Origin of the sequence: Citrobacter sp. Cb080, from assembly GCF_030334745.1 — a bacterium.
GTDB lineage: Bacteria > Pseudomonadota > Gammaproteobacteria > Enterobacterales > Enterobacteriaceae > Citrobacter > Citrobacter braakii.
In genome coordinates this window covers 79,743-98,837 of record NZ_JAOWDG010000024.1, presented here as the reverse complement: position 1 = coordinate 98,837, position 19,095 = coordinate 79,743, and the positions used below count along the sequence as shown (strand labels likewise).

General features: G+C 53.9%; 14 protein-coding genes and 2 pseudogenes. 11 read left to right on the top strand and 5 right to left on the bottom strand.

Going from position 1 to position 19,095, the window contains the following annotated elements; genetic code table 11:
* Positions 1-9: 9 nt before the first annotated feature.
* Positions 10-1,755, top strand: coding sequence for a gamma-glutamyltransferase (gene ggt / locus OGV38_RS02190; RefSeq protein WP_046274514.1), 1,746 nt, complete (start codon positions 10-12; stop codon positions 1,753-1,755).
* Between the two features lie 82 nt (positions 1,756-1,837).
* Here the strand turns inward: ggt and OGV38_RS02185 are convergent.
* From OGV38_RS02185 to yhhY, 3 genes and pseudogenes are all read right to left on the bottom strand, one after another.
* Positions 1,838-1,949, bottom strand: a pseudogene (locus tag OGV38_RS02185) (hypothetical protein); the annotation flags it as partial.
* A pseudogene (locus OGV38_RS24905) lies at positions 1,944-2,825 on the bottom strand (hypothetical protein); the annotation flags it as partial. The pseudogenes OGV38_RS24905 and OGV38_RS02185, both read right to left, overlap by 6 nt.
* A 46-nt stretch (positions 2,826-2,871) precedes the next feature.
* The gene (gene yhhY / locus OGV38_RS02180) at positions 2,872-3,360 is read right to left on the bottom strand and encodes an N-acetyltransferase (RefSeq protein WP_019078130.1); all 489 of its coding nucleotides are present in this window, start codon (positions 3,358-3,360) and stop codon (positions 2,872-2,874) included.
* A gap of 456 nt (positions 3,361-3,816) precedes the next feature.
* On the opposite strand from yhhY, the gene OGV38_RS02175 reads away from it, so the two are divergent.
* The 5 genes from OGV38_RS02175 (at position 3,817) to gntU (ending at position 8,904) form a co-directional block, all read left to right on the top strand.
* Positions 3,817-4,854 (top strand): oxidoreductase, encoded by a 1,038-nt coding sequence (locus OGV38_RS02175; protein ID WP_046274517.1) that lies wholly within the window; start codon positions 3,817-3,819, stop codon positions 4,852-4,854.
* A gap of 123 nt (positions 4,855-4,977) precedes the next feature.
* Positions 4,978-5,673, top strand: a complete 696-nt coding sequence (yhhW, locus tag OGV38_RS02170) for a quercetin 2,3-dioxygenase (protein WP_003023472.1) — start codon at positions 4,978-4,980, stop codon at positions 5,671-5,673.
* Positions 5,674-5,896: 223 nt separating this feature from the next.
* Positions 5,897-6,892, top strand: a complete 996-nt coding sequence (gntR, locus tag OGV38_RS02165) for a gluconate operon transcriptional repressor GntR (RefSeq protein WP_016157654.1) — start codon at positions 5,897-5,899, stop codon at positions 6,890-6,892.
* A 141-nt stretch (positions 6,893-7,033) separates the two neighbouring features.
* Positions 7,034-7,564 (top strand): gluconokinase, encoded by a 531-nt coding sequence (gntK, locus tag OGV38_RS02160; RefSeq protein ID WP_003023475.1) that lies wholly within the window; start codon positions 7,034-7,036, stop codon positions 7,562-7,564.
* Positions 7,564-8,904, top strand: a complete 1,341-nt coding sequence (gntU, locus tag OGV38_RS02155) for a gluconate transporter (protein ID WP_286472891.1) — start codon at positions 7,564-7,566, stop codon at positions 8,902-8,904. The genes gntK and gntU overlap by 1 nt, the downstream gene beginning before the upstream one ends.
* 93 nt (positions 8,905-8,997) lie before the next feature.
* On the opposite strand, the gene OGV38_RS02150 is transcribed toward gntU, so the two are convergent.
* Together OGV38_RS02150 and yhgN are read right to left on the bottom strand one after the other, a co-directional pair.
* Complete coding sequence (locus OGV38_RS02150) at positions 8,998-9,444, bottom strand: hypothetical protein (protein WP_185654942.1); 447 nt, start codon at positions 9,442-9,444, stop codon at positions 8,998-9,000.
* Positions 9,445-9,930: 486 nt separating this feature from the next.
* A complete protein-coding gene (gene yhgN, locus OGV38_RS02145; protein ID WP_003023480.1) occupies positions 9,931-10,524 on the bottom strand; it encodes an NAAT family transporter YhgN in 594 nt (197 codons plus the stop codon).
* A gap of 190 nt (positions 10,525-10,714) precedes the next feature.
* Between yhgN and asd the strand changes: the two genes are divergently transcribed.
* The 5 genes from asd to glgA all read left to right on the top strand — a co-directional run bounded on the left by asd (position 10,715) and on the right by glgA (position 19,087).
* Positions 10,715-11,821: an aspartate-semialdehyde dehydrogenase gene (gene asd / locus OGV38_RS02140; RefSeq protein WP_016157652.1), complete on the top strand. Its 1,107-nt coding sequence runs from the start codon at positions 10,715-10,717 to the stop codon at positions 11,819-11,821.
* Positions 11,822-12,185: 364 nt separating this feature from the next.
* The gene (glgB, locus tag OGV38_RS02135; protein WP_016154817.1) at positions 12,186-14,369 is read left to right on the top strand and encodes a 1,4-alpha-glucan branching enzyme; all 2,184 of its coding nucleotides are present in this window, start codon (positions 12,186-12,188) and stop codon (positions 14,367-14,369) included.
* The gene (gene glgX / locus OGV38_RS02130; protein WP_016154816.1) at positions 14,369-16,345 is read left to right on the top strand and encodes a glycogen debranching protein GlgX; all 1,977 of its coding nucleotides are present in this window, start codon (positions 14,369-14,371) and stop codon (positions 16,343-16,345) included. The genes glgB and glgX overlap by 1 nt, the downstream gene beginning before the upstream one ends.
* Positions 16,346-16,358: 13 nt before the next feature.
* Positions 16,359-17,654: a glucose-1-phosphate adenylyltransferase gene (glgC, locus tag OGV38_RS02125; protein ID WP_016154815.1), complete on the top strand. Its 1,296-nt coding sequence runs from the start codon at positions 16,359-16,361 to the stop codon at positions 17,652-17,654.
* Positions 17,654-19,087, top strand: a complete 1,434-nt coding sequence (glgA, locus tag OGV38_RS02120) for a glycogen synthase GlgA (RefSeq protein WP_286472890.1) — start codon at positions 17,654-17,656, stop codon at positions 19,085-19,087. The genes glgC and glgA overlap by 1 nt, the downstream gene beginning before the upstream one ends.
* Positions 19,088-19,095 lie beyond the last annotated feature (8 nt).

Here is a 19,095-nt window from a genome sequence, read left to right as displayed (position 1 = left end):
AGAATAACGATGATAAAACCGACGTTTTTACGCCGGGTAGCCATTGCTGCTCTGCTCTCAGGAAGTTGTTTTAGCGTTGCTGCCGCTCCGGCTGCACCGCCGCCGGTATCATACGGTGTTGAGGAGGATGTGTTCCATCCCGTGCGTGCGCAGCAGGGGATGGTGGCCTCCGTGGATGCGCTTGCCACTCAGGTGGGGGTGGATATTCTTAAACAGGGTGGGAATGCTGTCGATGCCGCCGTGGCCGTTGGCTACGCGCTGGCGGTGACGCATCCCCAGGCGGGCAATCTGGGTGGTGGCGGTTTTATGCTGCTGCGTACCAAAGACGGTAACACCACGGCGATTGATTTTCGCGAAATGGCCCCTGCTGGCGCGACCCGCGACATGTTCCTTGATGAGCAGGGCAACGCCGATGCGAAAAAGTCACTGACGTCGCATCTGGCATCCGGTACGCCGGGTACCGTCGCGGGTTTCTCGCTGGCGCTGGAGAAATACGGCACGATGCCGCTGAACAAAGTGGTACGTCCGGCGATGAAGCTGGCGGAAGAGGGTTTTGTGGTTAATGACGCACTGGCCGACGATCTGAAAACCTATGGCAGTGAAGTGCTCCCTAATCACGAGAACAGCAAAGCCATTTTCTGGAAAGACGGCGAGCCACTGAAAAAAGGCGATAAGCTGGTGCAAAAGAACCTGGCGAAAAGCCTGGAAATGATTGCCGAAAGCGGCCCGGATGCGTTTTATAAAGGGGCTATTGCCGATCAGATCGCCGGGGAAATGCAGAAGAACGGTGGGCTGATGACCAAAGAGGACTTAGCCAGCTATAAAGCCGTGGAGCGTACGCCGATTAGCGGTGACTATCGCGGGTATCAGGTCTTCTCCATGCCGCCGCCGTCCTCTGGCGGTATTCACATCGTGCAGATCCTCAATATTCTTGAAAACTTTGATATGAAGAAGTACGGGTTTGGCAGCGCCGACGCCATGCAGGTCATGGCTGAAGCGGAGAAATATGCCTACGCTGACCGCTCGGAGTATCTGGGCGATCCCGATTTTGTGAAAGTGCCATGGCAGGCTCTGACCAACAAAGCCTATGCTAAAACGCTTGCCGATCAGATTGATATCAACAAGGCTAAGCCTTCCAGCCAGATTAAACCTGGCAAGCTCGCCCCGTATGAAAGCAATCAGACCACTCACTTCTCGGTGGTGGATAAAGACGGCAATGCCGTGGCGGTGACCTATACCCTGAATACCACCTTCGGGACCGGTATTGTGGCGGGTAATACTGGCATTCTGCTCAATAATGAAATGGACGACTTCTCTGCCAAGCCGGGCGTACCGAACGTATACGGTCTGGTAGGCGGCGATGCCAACGCGGTCGGACCGAAGAAGCGTCCGCTGTCATCTATGTCGCCGACTATCGTGGTAAAAGATGGGAAAACCTGGCTGGTTACCGGCAGCCCAGGCGGGAGCCGAATTATCACTACTGTGTTGCAAATGGTGGTCAACAGCATTGATTTCGGGATGAACGTCGCCGAAGCGACCAACGCACCACGCTTCCATCATCAGTGGTTGCCGGATGAGCTTCGTATTGAGAAGGGCTTCAGCCCGGATACAATCAAGCTGCTGGAGCAAAAAGGACAGAAAGTGGCGTTGAAAGAAGCGATGGGCAGCACGCAGAGCATTATGGTTGGACCGGATGGCGCACTGTATGGCGCGTCCGACCCGCGTTCCGTGGATGATTTAACGGCGGGTTACTGAGGATAACGGCCCTCTTCGCTGGAAGAGGGCCGGTTTGGAAGGCCCAATGGCAGTTATTATAATTCATTGTCTCCAGGTAACCTTAGCTTCGTGTTGTTTTGCTCTCTTCGTAGTCTTGTAAATATTTCTCCAGCGGCCAGGCAGTGCCTAAACCAAAGATTTCGCCGCTATCTTTTATCGATGATGAATGGCGCATATCGCTGCAGCGATTCAGACCAGCGGAATATTTGGCTGCTTTTATCCTGCAGGTTTACTCGCTCTAAATCATAAAACCCGTGCGTTTTTGCCGAACGCATTTTGAGGATATATTTACTCTCGCTGATGTCGTGCTGTCTTGTACCGTCTTTATTCCACTCTCCGGCGATGTCCGTATATTGATAAACAAGGTCGGAATACACGTTGATTATCCTGTTGTCTTTGATCGCATAGAGCTCCAGCACTTCATAAAATGCGCCGCCGCCGGAATACGCCTCAGAGTATCCACCGCGCACCCCAAACGCCAGCGTATCGGGTGCGATCCGGTATGGTGCCAGATCCAGTTTTGTGTAATAGGCCAGTGGTCTGACGGACTCATCATCGCTCTCTTTTTCGGCGGTTTTATTCCACTCAGAGAGTTGGTTTAATGGTTTTTCCGAGCGTGCAATCGGCGTTAGCTGTTGGTTCTGCCAGGAAAAAACGCCGAGATATAATTTATTGGCGCGCCCGTTGCTGTAGTTTTCCGGACAGTTGTTATCCGCGTATTTCTTTGCCTGCCCGGCGTCGGCCGGATTGGCGGCGAAACAGGCGACACCGATATATTTGCCGTCTTTGCCCCAGGCTTTGGCACCCGTGAGGATCAGGTTGTCAGGATCTTCATTCGGCGCAACCCAGGCAATCCACGCGTTCTCAGATAATCCCTGTGGAAGCTCGCCAAATCCTTTGGCTGGGGTTGCTCCCGCCATTTGCTCAGCAAAAATCTGTTTACCTTCCGGGTGTTGAATAGCGCTGGGCACGGAATCGAGATTTTGTACGGTAGTGGCGAAAGCAGGGGAGAGTGCTGCCAGCAACACCAGGAGAAGGTACTTTTTCACTCTTGCGTCCTTTCAATAAGAAGGGCGATAAAACTCGCCCTTAATTTTATTTCACGCGAGCCATAAAGTAGGCATCAACGTATTCACCGTTGCGCAGGCCGTATTTCTTACCTGTGCCTTCGATTTCAAAGCCGTATTTCTTATACACCGCCACGGCCGGCTCATTATCAACAAATACCGTTAGCTCAATACGCTCGACGCGCAGCCAGTTGTCGCACATGTCGATCATCGTGCGAATCAACGCGCTGGCAACGCCGCGATTGTGCCACCGTGCATCCACGCAGATACCAAAATCAGCCACGTGGCTGCGACGCGGGCGTTGCGCGACCTCAATACAGAGATGCCCCACGACGATATCGTCAATACAGGCAACCAGTTGTTTGACCCCGGCTTGCTCGGTTAGCCTCGCTTGCCACATCTCGAGGGAAGGATGAGGAACCTGTAGCGTGTTGTGGTACACCTCCGGCTGGGCGTGGATCTGACGAATTGCGTCGTAATCTTTCGGTTCAGCGTGGCGTATCACTATCTCACTCATTCCTTATCTCCAGCAGGGTTAATTGTGTATTTACACTCGCTGAGAAAGAAAATTCCGTCAACTGCATTTTTTTGCAAAAAGAAGTAGACAAGTGCGAATGAGAATGATTATTATTGCTCTGCGTTCAGGGGAACCCCTACGGAGAACCTGAAAGCACGACATTGCTCACATTGCTTCCAGTATTACTTTAGCCAGCTTTTGCTGGCTTTTTTTTTGAGGTTTTGTGTCTGCCTGGCTTACTTGCCATTTCGTCCCCGGGAAGTGCTCGTGCTCCTCACGTACATTTAGTACGCTCCGGGCCCTGCGCGCTTGCCGTGAACAAACTGCCTGCGACGCCGACGGCCGATCCTGTCGCCCTGTGGTGCAGTTCAAGCGCCATCCGGCAAAGAATCCAACATTCAGTCTCCAGCCGCTTTGCGCTATGGTGTAGACAATCACCTTCGAAAGGATCGTCTCATGACCTTACACTGCGCATTTATTGGTTTTGGTAAAAGCACCACTCGCTACCATTTGCCGTACGTCCTCAACCGCAAAAATAGCTGGCATGTCGCGCACATTTTTCGCCGCCACGCCAAGCCGGAAGAGCAGGCGCCACAATATTCACATATTCACTTCACCAGTGACCTTGACGAGATCTTAAACGATCCGCAGGTGAAGCTGGTGATCGTCTGTACCCATGCTGACAGCCATTTTGAATACGCCAAACGCGCGCTGGAAGCGGGTAAAAACGTGCTGGTTGAGAAACCCTTCACGCCGACGCTTGCGCAAGCAAAAGCACTGTTCGAACTGGCACAAAGCAAAGGGCTGACCGTTACGCCATATCAGAACCGTCGTTTTGATTCCTGCTTCCTCACCGCTAAAAAAGCGATTGAGAGCGGCAAGCTCGGCGAAATTGTTGAGGTTGAAAGCCATTTCGATTACTACCGCCCCGAGGCGGAAACCAAGCCGGGACTGCCGCAGGACGGCGCATTCTATGGTCTGGGCGTACATACCATGGATCAGATTATCTCGCTGTTCGGTCGTCCCGATTGCGTGGCCTATGACATCCGCAGTCTGCGCAACAAAGCGAACCCGGACGATACCTTTGAAGCGCAGCTGTTCTACGGCTCTCTGAAAGCCATTGTTAAAACCAGTCACTTGGTGAAAATCGACTATCCGAAGTTTATCGTTCACGGTACCAAAGGCTCGTTTGTGAAGTACGGCATCGACCAGCAGGAAACCAGCCTGAAGGCCAATATCATGCCAGGTGAGCCAGGTTTCGCTGCTGACGATTCCATTGGGATGCTGGAGTACGTCAATGATGACGGCCTGACGGTAAAAGAAGAGGTGCAGCCGGAAGTGGGGGATTACGGTCGCGTCTATGATGCGCTTTACCAGACGCTAACAGCCGGTACGCCTAATTACGTCAAGGAATCTGAAGTTCTTACCAATCTGGAACTCCTCGAACGCGCCTTTGAACAGGCTTCTCCGGCGACGATAACTCTCGCCAAATAGCCTGCGCAGACTCCTCTGGGCTTGTTCATTTTTTTTGAACAGAGGAGTCAATTTTCACCCTCTATGATCCCCGGCGGATTGAGTCCACACTTACTCCATCGAAAACATCTGGGGGTGAACACAATGATTTACTTACGCAAAGCTAATGACCGTGGCCACGCTAATCATGGCTGGCTCGATTCCTGGCATACCTTCTCTTTTGCCAACTACTATGACCCAAACTTTATGGGGTTCTCGGCACTGCGCGTGATTAACGATGACGTGATCGACGCAGGTCAGGGCTTTGGCACTCACCCCCATAAAGACATGGAAATCCTGACTTACGTGCTGGAAGGCGCGGTGGAACATCAGGACAGCATGGGGAACAAAGAGCAGGTTCCGGCCGGTGAGTTCCAGATAATGAGCGCCGGGACGGGGATCCGTCACTCGGAGTACAACCCGAGCAATACAGAGAAGCTGCATCTGTATCAGATTTGGATCATGCCGCAGGAAAACGGTATTACCCCACGCTATGAGCAGCGCCGTTTTGATGCCGCTCAGGGTAAACAACTGGTGCTGTCGCCGGATGCCCGTGATGGTTCGCTGAAAGTGTACCAGGATATGGAGCTTTACCGTTGGGCACTGGTCAAAGATGAGCAGTCGGTGCATCAGATTGCCGCTGAACGCCGCGTCTGGATCCAGGTAGTAAAAGGTAACGTGACAATTAACGGGACCAAAGCGACCACCAGCGATGGTCTGGCAATCTGGGATGAACAGGCCATTTCTATTCATGCCGACAGCGACAGCGAAGTGTTGTTGTTTGATCTGCCGCCAGTATAAAAATACACGGCATCCTTCAAGCTGCATCTGTGTTGGCTTTCCTCGCTCACCCCGGTCGCGTACTTAATGTACGCTCCCGGGGATTTACTGCGTCGCCGCCTTGATGCAACTCGAATGATTTTGTGTATTTCTCACAATAAAAAACTCCTTTTTTTCTCTGCGAAGGTTCACGCACGTCCGTGGTAAACTGGGGGAATCTATCCCTTTTTAACGCTTCAGGACGATGAAAAAGAAAAGACCCGTACTTCAGGATGTAGCCGACCGCGTGGGCGTAACCAAAATGACGGTCAGCCGCTTTTTGCGTAACCCGGAGCAGGTCTCCGTGGCGCTGCGGGGCAAAATTGCCGCTGCACTTGATGAGCTGGGTTATATTCCCAATCGCGCTCCTGATATCCTTTCTAACGCCACCAGCCGCGCTATCGGCGTGCTGTTACCGTCTCTTACTAACCAGGTTTTTGCTGAAGTGCTACGCGGCATTGAGGCTGTCACTGACGCTCATGGTTATCAAACCATGCTGGCGCACTACGGCTATAAGCCTGAGATGGAACAAGAGCGTCTGGAATCGATGCTGTCGTGGAATATTGATGGCCTGATCCTCACCGAACGTAGCCATACGCCCCGTACGCTGAAAATGATTGAGGTTGCCGGTATCCCGGTGGTTGAGCTGATGGACAGCCAGTCCCCATGCCTTGATATTGCCGTGGGCTTCGACAACTTCGAAGCCGCGCGTCAGATGACAGCCGCTATCATCGCCCGCGGGCACCGTCATGTTGCCTATCTTGGCGCACGCCTTGATGAACGTACTATCATCAAACAGAGAGGCTACGAGCAGGCAATGCGCGATGCCGACCTGGTGCCGTACAGCGTGATGGTGGAGCAGTCCTCTTCCTACTCCTCCGGTATTGAACTTATCCGTCAGGCGCGGCGTGAATACCCGCAGCTCGATGGTGTCTTTTGTACCAACGATGACCTGGCGGTAGGGGCGGCCTTCGAATGCCAGCGTTTAGGGCTGAAAATCCCTGATGACATGGCGATTGCCGGATTCCACGGTCACGACATCGGGCAGGTGATGGAGCCGCGTCTGGCGAGCGTGCTCACGCCGCGTGAACGCATGGGCAGCATTGGCGCAGAACGTCTGCTGGCGCGCATCCGCGGTGAAGCCGTTACACCTAAAATGTTAGATTTAGGTTTCACCTTGTCACCGGGCGGATCTATTTAAGCCAACAAGTTTGAAGTAGCTCACACTTATACACTTCGAGCACGAATGGATATTGCTTCTCTATTTATCCGGCTGGACAATGTTACCGATAACAGTTACCCGTAACAATTTCCTGATTCTTGTACCAGTGGGGGCAACGCTTTGAGCACGACTAATCATGATCACCACGTTTACGTTCTGATGGGCGTATCGGGCAGCGGTAAATCTGCTGTCGCCAGCGAAGTGGCGCATCAACTGCAGGCCGCGTTTCTTGATGGCGATTTTCTCCATCCGCGCAGCAACATCATGAAAATGGCTTCTGGTGAGCCACTCAACGATGACGACCGCAAACCGTGGTTACAGGCGTTGAATGACGCCGCCTTTGCGATGCAACGTACCAACAAGGTTTCGCTGATCGTCTGTTCCGCCCTGAAAAAAGTCTATCGCGACCAGCTACGCGACGGTAACCCGAACCTCTCTTTCATCTATCTGAAAGGGGATTTTGACGTTATCGAAAGCCGCCTGAAAGCGCGTAAAGGCCACTTCTTCAAAACGCAGATGCTGGTGACCCAGTTTGAAGCGCTGGAAGAACCGGGTGCGAATGAAAACGATGTACTGGTGGTCGATATCGATCAACCACTGGACGGTGTGGTCGCCAGCACCATTGAGGTTATTAACCAGGGCAGTAAGTAGTGAGTACATTAACGCTTGTTTTAACAGCAGTAGGGTCCGTTTTATTACTGCTGTTTTTAGTAATGAAGGCGCGTATGCACGCCTTCGTTGCTTTGATGGTGGTATCCATTGGTGCAGGTCTCTTTTCCGGTATGCCGCTCGATAAAATCGCGGCGACCATGGAAAAAGGGATGGGAGGCACGCTCGGTTTCCTGGCGATTGTTGTGGCGCTGGGGGCGATGTTCGGCAAGATTTTGCATGAGACCGGCGCTGTCGATCAGATTGCCGTCAAAATGCTGAAATCCTTCGGTCACAGACGCGCACATTATGCGATTGGCCTGGCCGGTCTGATTTGTGCGCTGCCACTATTCTTTGAGGTGGCAATTGTGCTGCTGATTAGCGTGGCATTCTCAATGGCGCGCCATACGGGGACAAACCTGGTTAAGCTTGTGATCCCGCTGTTTGCGGGCGTAGCGGCTGCTGCGGCATTTCTGCTGCCTGGGCCTGCGCCGATGCTGCTGGCCTCTCAGATGCACGCCGACTTTGGCTGGATGATCCTGATTGGCCTGTGTGCCGCGATTCCGGGCATGATTATCGCCGGGCCGCTGTGGGGGAATTTCATCAGCCGTTACGTCGAGCTGCACGTACCGGAAGATATTTCCGAGCCGCATCTGGGCGAAGGCAAAATGCCATCCTTTGGCTTCAGCTTATCGCTTATCCTGCTGCCGCTGGTTCTGGTGGGGCTGAAAACTATCGCCGCACGCTTTGTTCCGGTCGGTTCTACAACCTATGAATGGTTCGAGTTTATCGGTCACCCGTTTACCGCGATTCTGGTTGCCTGTCTGGTGGCGATTTACGGTCTGGCGGTACGCCAGGGCATGCCAAAAGACCGCGTGATGGAGATCTGTGGCCATGCGCTGCAGCCGGCGGGGATTATTCTGCTGGTGATTGGTGCGGGCGGTGTGTTCAAACAGGTTCTGGTTGATTCTGGCGTCGGTCCGGCGCTGGGCGAAGCGTTAACCGGTATGGGCCTGCCGATTGCCATCACCTGCTTCGTGCTGGCGGCGGCGGTGCGTATCATTCAGGGTTCCGCGACTGTGGCCTGCTTAACGGCGGTTGGTCTGGTGATGCCGGTGATTGAGCAACTGAACTACTCCGGTGCCCAGATGGCGGCACTGTCTATCTGTATCGCGGGCGGCTCTATCGTGGTCAGCCACGTTAACGACGCTGGTTTCTGGTTGTTCGGTAAATTTACCGGTGCGACCGAAGCGCAAACGCTGAAGACCTGGACGATGATGGAAACCATCCTCGGCACGGTCGGTGCGATTGTCGGTATGATTGCCTTTCAGCTGTTGAGCTGATGGCATTGCCCGGTGGCGCTTGCGCTTACCGGGCCTGGAAACGAGCACACATCCACACCGTAGGCCGGGTAAGCGCAAGCGCTACCCGGCTTTTTATAGCATGACCAGCCCTTCTTCTGTTTTCAGCCTGCGCGGCGCTTTTAGCGTATCGGCGAAATAGCCCACCAGATCCTGCAGTAAGTCACCCGCCACTCGTTCCATCTCGTCAGACAGCGTTTTACTCATCAGCAGGTGCGTTAATAACTGACAGTAGCGCCCCATCTGGTCTGGTTCCGGCTCGAAAAGGGGAAAACGGGTCGGGAATGTTTCTACCGTCAGGCTCGCTTGCAGATGCTGCGGTACAGGCTCCGTTAAGGTCGGTTGCAATAACGCGAGACAGGCCGACAGACGTGCACAAATCGCCAGTTTTTCAACCGGGTCATGGCATTCAACCAGCCCTTCGACAAAACGCTCGCAGTTATCCGCCAGTTCGGTGAAATCCGTGGCATGGCTAAAGGGCAGGGTAAATAAAGAGTGTGAAAAGAGAGGGGTAGTCGCCATAGGGCAGCCTCCAATGAGTCAAATTTTACCGCCACCTAAGGGACCAACCTTTTGGTGGCGGGCTGAACGGAGTTGGTCCTACCGGCCTCATTGGATACCGGCGCGTCTTACGACGCCACCGTCCAGCCCACCATTGAGGTGTAGCTGGTCGCACGACAAAAGTGAATTTTATCGCGAATGAGGTAATCAGGGGACCAATCCTGGCACCTGATTTTGCAGGTGCAGCGAGAAGATAATGCCAATCCGCGATGCTGACAAGAGGGCATTCCGGAAGGCACCTCGCAGAAATGAATATACGTTTTTTCAGCGAGTTAAAAGCGTAAGGAATACCTGAAATTACAGCGGTGCCGGAGAGCCAGGATTGTTAAGGGGGCTGCGTAGCCCCCTTAACACGTTCACTGGTGACGAGATCTCAGAGAAGTAATGAGCATAACGTGAACGGAACTGTTCTCCGGGTAACATGCTATCTGAGCCAAAAAGGGGAGATTACCCCTTCATCCACATCCTTACGCCGTCGAGGAACATCTGGGTAGCCATCATCACCAGAATCAGCCCCATCAGGCGCTCCAGTGCGTTAACCCCTTTCTCGCCCAGCAGGCGTAAAAACAGCGAAGACTGCAGCAAAATCACAAAAGTACCACCCCAGGCGATCAGCAGCGCAATCACCAGATGCCCCATCTGGTTCGGATACTGATGTGATAACAGCATTAATGAAGCCAGGATTGTCGGACCGGCTACCAGCGGAATCGCCAGCGGCACGATAAACGGCTCTTCGCCTGCCGGAAGCCCGGTGCTATTCCCGGTGGCGCTGGGGAAAATCATCTTAATGGCGATCAGGAACAAAATGATGCCCCCTGAGATCGATACGGTTTCCGCGCGCAGGTTAAGAAATGCCAGTATTTTCTCGCCCGCAAACAGGAATATCAGCATCACCAACAGTGCAATAAACAGCTCGCGAATCATAATCGCGCGGCGGCGTTTGGGTTCGGTATGTTTCAATACGGACATGAAAATGGGCAGATTTCCGAGCGGATCCATAATAAGGATCAATAAAACTGCCGCTGAAATGATTTCATTCATAACTCAAATTCCCTGATAATTACTGCGGACTTTCTGCTTGCTTGCGCAGCGGGATAAGTCGCATTACTGATGGCTTCGCTATCATTGATTAATTTCACTTGCGACTTTGGCTGCTTTTTGTATGGTGAAGGATAGGCCAGTAGGATACTGGTTAGCATACACAGCACACATCTCTGCAGGAAAAAACGCTATGAAAAATGTTGGTTTTATCGGCTGGCGCGGTATGGTCGGCTCTGTTCTCATGCAACGCATGGTTGAGGAGCGTGACTTCGACGCCATTCGCCCTGTTTTCTTTTCTACTTCCCAGCTCGGGCAGGCGGCACCGACATTCGGTGGAACCGCGACCGGCACGCTTCAGGACGCTTTTGATCTGGATGCGCTGAAGGCGCTCGATATCATCGTGACCTGTCAGGGCGGCGATTATACCAACGAAATCTATCCAAAGCTTCGTGAAAGCGGTTGGCAGGGTTACTGGATTGACGCGGCCTCTTCGCTGCGTATGAAAGACGATGCCATCATCATTCTCGATCCGGTTAACCAGGATGTCATCACTGACGGCCTGAACAAAGGTATTAAGACCTTTGTCGGCGGTAACTGTACCGTTAGCCTGATGCTGATGTCCCTCGGTGGCCTGTTTGCCAATGACCTGGTTGACTGGGTTTCCGTGGCGACCTATCAGGCGGCCTCTGGCGGCGGCGCGCGCCATATGCGCGAACTGCTGTCCCAGATGGGTCATCTGTATGGCCATGTGGCCGATGAACTGGCAACCCCTTCCTCTGCTATTCTCGATATCGAACGTAAAGTGACGACCCTGTCCCGCAGCGGTGAACTGCCGGTTGATAACTTTGGCGTACCGCTGGCCGGTAGCCTGATTCCGTGGATCGACAAACAGCTTGATAACGGTCAGAGCCGCGAAGAGTGGAAGGGACAGGCTGAAACCAACAAAATTCTTAACACCTCTTCCGTGATCCCGGTTGATGGTCTGTGCGTGCGCGTCGGTGCGCTGCGCTGCCACAGCCAGGCGTTCACCATTAAACTGAAAAAAGATGTGTCTATTCCGACCGTGGAAGAACTGCTGGCAGCGCACAATCCGTGGGCCAAAGTCGTGCCAAACGATCGGGATATCACCATGCGTGAGTTAACCCCGGCGGCCGTTACCGGCACGCTGACCACGCCAGTAGGCCGTCTGCGTAAGCTGAATATGGGACCGGAGTTCCTGTCAGCCTTTACCGTGGGCGACCAGTTGCTGTGGGGTGCTGCAGAGCCATTGCGCCGTATGCTGCGTCAGTTGGCGTAATGTGGGACGGCCTGATGACGCCACGTTAATCAGGCCTACAAACGACGCGAATCACCTGGCCGGATCAGTCAATACGGCTTTCCGGCAGAGTGATTGCGTGTTTTAACAATGGGTGCTGAGTCACCCATTTTTTTGCGTAATACAGGAGTAAGCGCAGATGTTTCATTTTTTACCAGGAGTAAGATAAAGCATTGGCTATTCTTTAAGGGTGACTTAGTACCGGAGGTATTAAGTTGTTGCCTGAAGGTGGGACGACGCAGAGAGGATGCACAATTGTGCTGCGCCGTTCAGGTCAAAAAAAGTGTCACTACCTGATGTCGAAGATCAGTTGGAAGGCGTGACACCATAAAACAGGATGACAACCATGTCCGTTCGTATCGATAGAGACGTGATTAATGCGCTAATTGCAGGCCATTTTGCGGATCCTTTTTCCGTACTCGGTATGCACCAAACTGACGCTGGACTTGAAGTCCGCGCCCTATTACCTGACGCCACCGAAGTGTGGGTGATCGAACCCAAAACCGGACGCAAAGTCGGCAAGCTGGACTGCCTCGACTCTCGCGGTTTTTTCTGTGCTGTACTTCCCCGCCGTAAAAATTTCTTTCGCTATCAGTTAGCTGTTGTCTGGCATGGACAGGAGAATCTGATTGATGACCCTTATCGTTTTGGCCCGCTGATCCAGGATATGGATGCCTGGCTGTTATCTGAAGGTACGCACTTGCGACCTTACGAAACGCTGGGCGCGCATGCGGATACCATGGATGGCGTAACCGGTACGCGCTTCTCCGTCTGGGCGCCTAACGCTCAACGCGTGTCAGTGGTTGGGCAGTTCAATTACTGGGATGGCCGTCGCCACCCGATGCGCCTGCGCAAAGAAAGCGGTATCTGGGAGCTGTTTATCCCCGGCGCGCAGCATGGTCAACTGTATAAATACGAGATGATCGATGCGAACGGTAAGCTGCGAATCAAAGCGGACCCTTACGCCTTCGAAGCGCAAATGCGCCCGGAAACCGCGTCGCTTATCTGCGGTCTGCCGGAAAAAGTGGTGCAAAGCGAGGAGCGAAAAAAAGCCAACCAGTTTGATGCGCCGATCTCTATCTATGAAGTGCACCTGGGCTCATGGCGTCGTCATACCGATAACAACTTCTGGCTGAGCTACCGCGAACTGGCGGATCAACTGGTGCCTTACGTCAAGTGGATGGGCTTTACCCATCTCGAACTGTTGCCGATTAATGAGCATCCGTTCGACGGTAGCTGGGGCTACCAACCTACCGGTATGTATGCGCCGACCCGTCGTTTCGGGACGCGTGATGATTTCCGCTATTTTGTGAATGCCGCGCATCAGGCCGGACTGAACGTCATTCTCGACTGGGTGCCGGGCCATTTCCCGTCGGACGACTTTGGTCTGGCAGAGTTTGATGGCACCAATCTGTATGAGCATAGCGACCCGCGCGAAGGGTATCACCAGGACTGGAACACGCTGATCTACAACTACGGTCGCCGTGAAGTCAGTAACTATCTGGTAGGCAATGCCCTGTACTGGATTGAACGTTTTGGTATCGATGCGCTGCGCGTAGATGCCGTGGCGTCGATGATTTATCGCGACTACAGCCGTAAAGAAGGGGAGTGGGTCCCGAACGAATTTGGCGGTCGTGAAAACCTCGAAGCCATTGAGTTTTTACGCAATACCAACCGTATTCTTGGCGAGCAGGTGCCGGGGGCCGTGAGCATGGCGGAAGAGTCCACCGACTTTGCCGGCGTTTCAAGGCCACAGGATATGGGCGGTTTAGGGTTCTGGTATAAGTGGAACCTCGGCTGGATGCACGACACGCTGGACTACATGAAGTTGGATCCGGTTCATCGTCAGTTCCATCACGATAAGCTGACCTTCGGCATGCTGTACAACTACACCGAAAACTTTGTCCTGCCGCTGTCGCACGATGAAGTGGTACACGGTAAAAAATCAATTCTCGATCGCATGCCGGGAGACGCATGGCAGAAGTTTGCCAACCTGCGCGCCTACTACGGCTGGATGTGGGCCTTCCCGGGCAAGAAACTGCTGTTTATGGGCAACGAGTTTGCTCAGGGGCGTGAGTGGAACCATGACGCCAGCCTCGACTGGCATCTGCTGGAAGGCGGCGATAACTGGCATCACGGCGTACAGCGTTTGGTGCGCGATCTGAACCTTACCTATCGTCATCACAAAGCGCTGCACGAGCTTGATTTTGATGCCTATGGCTTCGAGTGGCTGGTGGTAGATGACAAAGAACGTTCGGTGCTGGCTTTCGTTCGTCGTGACAAAGTCGGTAATGAAATCATCGTTATCAGCAACTTTACGCCAGTACCTCGCCACGGCTATCGCTTCGGTATCAATCAGCCGGGCAAATGGCGCGAGATCCTCAATACCGACTCGATGCATTATCACGGTAGCAATACCGGTAACGGCGGCGCGGTACACAGCGATGAAATCGCCAGTCATGGTCGTCAGCACTCACTGAGCCTGACGTTGCCACCGCTGGCAACGATCTGGCTGGTGCGGGAGGGATAATGACGCAACTGGCAACCGGCAACGCCACCCCCCATGGTGCAACGTATGACGGCCATGGCGTCAATTTCACCCTCTTTTCGGCCCACGCTGAACGCGTTGAATTATGCGTATTCGATGAGCAAGGCTGCGAACTCCGCTACGACCTGCCGGGGCGTAGCGGCGATGTCTGGCACGGCTATCTGGCCAACGCCCGTCCCGGTCTACGCTATGGCTATCGCGTACATGGTCCGTGGCAACCGCAGCAGGGCCACCGGTTTAATCCGGCGAAACTGCTGCTTGACCCTTGCGCGCGTCGGGTGGATGGCGAGTTAAAAGATAACCCACTGCTGCACGGTGGGCTGAATGAACCGGATCATCATGATAACGCCGCCATCGCGCTGAAGGGCGTGGTGGTGTCCGACCATTATGACTGGGAGGATGATGCCCCGCCGCGCACGCCGTGGGGCAATACTGTAATTTACGAAGCGCATGTCAAAGGGCTGACGTATTTGCATCCTGACCTGCCGGAAGAAATTCGCGGGACCTACAAAGCGCTGGGTCATCCGGTGATGCTCGACTATTTCAAGCGCCTCGGCATTACCGCGCTGGAGCTGTTACCGGTGGCGCATTTCGCCAGCGAACCGCGGCTTCAGCGGCTGGGCCTGTCAAACTACTGGGGCTACAACCCGGTGGCGATGTATGCGCTGCATCCGGCCTATGCCAGCTCGCCGGAGAGTGCGCTTGATGAGTTTCGCGACGCGGTAAAAGCGCTGCACAAAGCGGGTATTGAGGTCATTCTCGACATCGTTTTAAACCACAGCGCCGAGCTGGATCTCGAAGGACCTGTCTTCTCGCTGCGCGGAATTGATAACCGTAGCTATTATTGGATCAGAGATGATGGCGATTACTACAACTGGACCGGTTGTGGGAACACCATCAATCTGAGCCATCCTGGCGTTGTGGAATACGCATGCGAGTGCCTGCGCTACTGGGTTGAAACCTGCCATGTGGATGGTTTTCGTTTTGATTTGGCTTCCGTCATGGGGCGTACGCCTGAGTTTCGTCAGGATGCTCCGCTGTTTACCGCGATCCAAAACTGTCCGCTGCTTTCACGCGCCAAGCTGATTGCGGAACCGTGGGATATTGGTGAAGGCGGGTATCAGGTGGGGAATTTCCCCCCTCCGTTTGCCGAGTGGAACGACCATTTCCGCGATGCGACGCGACGTTTTTGGCTCCAGCGTAATCTCTCGTTGGGCGAGTTTGCCGGACGTTTTGCTGCATCCAGCGACGTGTTTAAACGCCCGGGCCGCAATCCCAGCGCCACGGTCAATCTGGTGACCGCGCATGACGGTTTTACGCTACGCGACTGCGTTTGCTTCACAAATAAGCACAATGAAGCGAATGGTGAGGAAAATCGCGACGGCACTAGCAATAACTACAGTGACAATCATGGTAAAGAAGGATTAGGCGGCTCGCTGGACCTGATTGAGCGGCGGCGCGACAGCATTCATGCGCTGCTAACCACGCTGTTGCTCTCCCAGGGGACGCCGATGCTGCTGGCGGGTGATGAGCATGGTCATAGCCAGCACGGTAATAATAACGCTTACTGCCAGGATAACGCCTTAACCTGGCTGGACTGGCAGCAGGCAAACAGTGGGCTAACCACATTTACCGCCGCGTTGATTCATCTGCGTCGGCAAATACCTGCATTAACAGGCGATTGCTGGTGGGAAGAGGGCGATGGCAATGTTCGTTGGCTGAATAAGTACGCACAACCCTTAAGTGCGGATGAGTGGCATAACGGCCCGAGGCAGATGCAAATCCTGCTTTCAGATCGTTTCCTGATTGCAATAAACGCCACGCTTGAGGTGACAGATATCGTTTTACCTGAAGGGGAATGGCACGCCATTCCCCCATTTGCCGGAGAGGATAATCCGGTGCTTACGGCGGTCTGGCAGGGACCTGCGCACGGACTGTGTGTGTTCCAGAGAAGATAAAAAGGAGTTAGTCATGGTAAGTTTAGAGAAGAACGATCGTGTAATGTTGGCGCGCCAGCTGCCATTAAAATCTGTTGCCCTGATCCTGGCCGGTGGCCGCGGTACTCGCCTGAAAGATTTAACCAATAAGCGTGCCAAGCCTGCCGTGCACTTTGGCGGTAAGTTCCGCATTATCGATTTTGCCTTATCCAACTGTCTTAATTCTGGGATCCGCCGTATCGGCGTGATCACTCAGTACCAGTCACACACGCTGGTGCAGCATATTCAGCGCGGCTGGTCGTTCTTTAGTGAAGAGATGAACGAGTTCGTCGATCTGCTGCCTGCCCAGCAGAGGATGCAGGGTGAAAACTGGTATCGCGGTACGGCGGATGCGGTGACCCAAAACCTGGACATCATTCGACGCTATAAAGCGGAATATGTGGTGATCCTCGCGGGCGATCATATTTATAAGCAGGACTACTCACGCATGCTGATCGACCACGTTGAGAAAGGCGCGCGTTGCACAGTGGCCTGTATGCCTGTGCCTATTGAAGAGGCCAGCGCGTTTGGCGTAATGGACGTGGACGACACCGATAAAATTATCGAGTTCGTTGAAAAACCTGCCAACCCGCCAGCGATGCCTAATGATCCGACCAAATCGCTTGCCAGTATGGGGATCTACATCTTCGACGCCGATTATCTGTATGAACTGCTGGCGGAAGATGATCTCGATGAAAAATCCAGTCACGATTTTGGCAAAGACATCATCCCGAAAATCACCGAAGCTGGCATGGCATATGCTCATCCATTCCCATTGTCCTGCGTACAGTCTGACCCGGAATCCGAGCCGTACTGGCGCGATGTGGGAACGCTGGAAGCCTACTGGAAAGCAAACCTCGATCTGGCTTCGGTGACGCCTGAACTGGATATGTACGACCAGGACTGGCCAATCCGTACGCATATGGAATCACTGCCGCCGGCGAAATTTGTTCAGGACCGTTCCGGTAGCCACGGAATGACGCTGAACTCGCTGGTTTCCGGCGGCTGTATTATTTCTGGTTCGGTGGTAGTGCAGTCCGTTCTGTTCCCGCGAGTGCGGGTGAATTCATTCTGTAACATTGATTCGGCAGTGTTGTTACCTGAAGTGTGGGTGGGACGTTCGTGCCGCTTACGTCGTTGCATTATCGACCGCGCCTGCGTTATTCCTGAAGGCATGGTGATTGGTGAAAACGCGGAAGAAGATGCTCGTCGTTTCTACCGTTCAGAGGAAGGTATTGTACTGGTCACGCGTGAAATGCTGCGCAAACTGCAGATCAAACAGGAGCGATAATGCAGGTTTTACACGTTTGTTCAGAGATGTTCCCTTTGTTAAAAACCGGGGGACTGGCGGATGTTATTGGGGCGTTACCCGCAGCGCAAATCGCGGACGGTGTGGATGCCCGCGTGCTGCTCCCGGCGTTTCCTGATATCCGTCGCGGCATTCCCGATGCGCAGGTAGTGACGCGTCGCGATACCTTCGCCGGACGTATTACGCTGTTGTTCGGGCATTTCAACGGTGTGGGCATTTACCTGATTGACGCGCCGCATCTCTATGACCGTCCCGGTAGCCCGTATCACGACACTAACCTGTTTGCATATACCGATAACGTGCTGCGTTTTGCGCTGCTGGGTTGGGTCGGCAGTGAAATGGCCTGTGGCTTTGACCCATTCTGGCGCCCGGATGTGGTGCATGCGCACGACTGGCATGCCGGTCTGGCCCCGGCGTATCTGGCGGCGCGCGGCCATCCGGCGAAATCGGTGTTCACTGTGCACAACCTGGCGTATCAAGGCATGTTTTATGCAAAGCATATGGATGACATCCAATTGCCATGGTCGTGCTTTAACGTGCACGGACTGGAGTTTAACGGGCAGATTTCTTTCCTGAAGGCCGGGTTGTACTACGCCGACCACATTACGGCGGTCAGTCCGACCTACGCGCGGGAAATTACCGAGCCGCAGTTTGCCTACGGCATGGAAGGTCTGTTGCAGCAGCGTCATCGTGAAGGACGTCTTTCCGGTGTGCTGAACGGCGTTGATGAAAAAATCTGGAGCCCGGAAACCGATCTGCTGCTGGCGTCGCGGTATACGCGTGAAACGCTGGAAGAGAAGGCGGAGAACAAACGCCAGCTACAGATCGCGATGGGACTTAAGGTTAACGACAAAGTGCCGTTATTTGCCGTAGTCAGCCGCCTGACCAGTCAGAAAGGGCTGGATCTGGTGCTGGAAGCGCTACCGGGGTTGTTAGAGCAGGGTGGACAGCTGGCATTGCTTGGTGCGGGCGATCCGGTTTTACAGGAAGGTTTCCTCGCCGCGGCGGCGGAACATCCAGGACAGGTGGGCGTACAGATTGGCTATCACGAAGCCTTCTCGCACCGCATCATGGGTGGGGCCGACGTTATATTGGTTCCCAGCCGTTTTGAGCCGTGTGGCTTAACGCAGTTGTATGGACTGAAGTACGGCACGCTGCCGCTGGTGCGGCGCACCGGTGGGCTGGCTGATACGGTCTCTGACAGTTCGCTGGAAAACCTGGCGGATGGTATCGCCAGTGGGTTTGTATTTGAAGATAGTAATGCCTGGTCGCTGCTACGCGCGATTCGGCGTGCTTTCGTATTGTGGTCCCGGCCTTCGCTGTGGCGGTTTGTACAACGTCAGGCCATGACCATGGATTTTAGCTGGCAAGTCGCGGCGAAGTCATACCGTGAGCTTTACTATCGTTTGAAATAGATATCCAG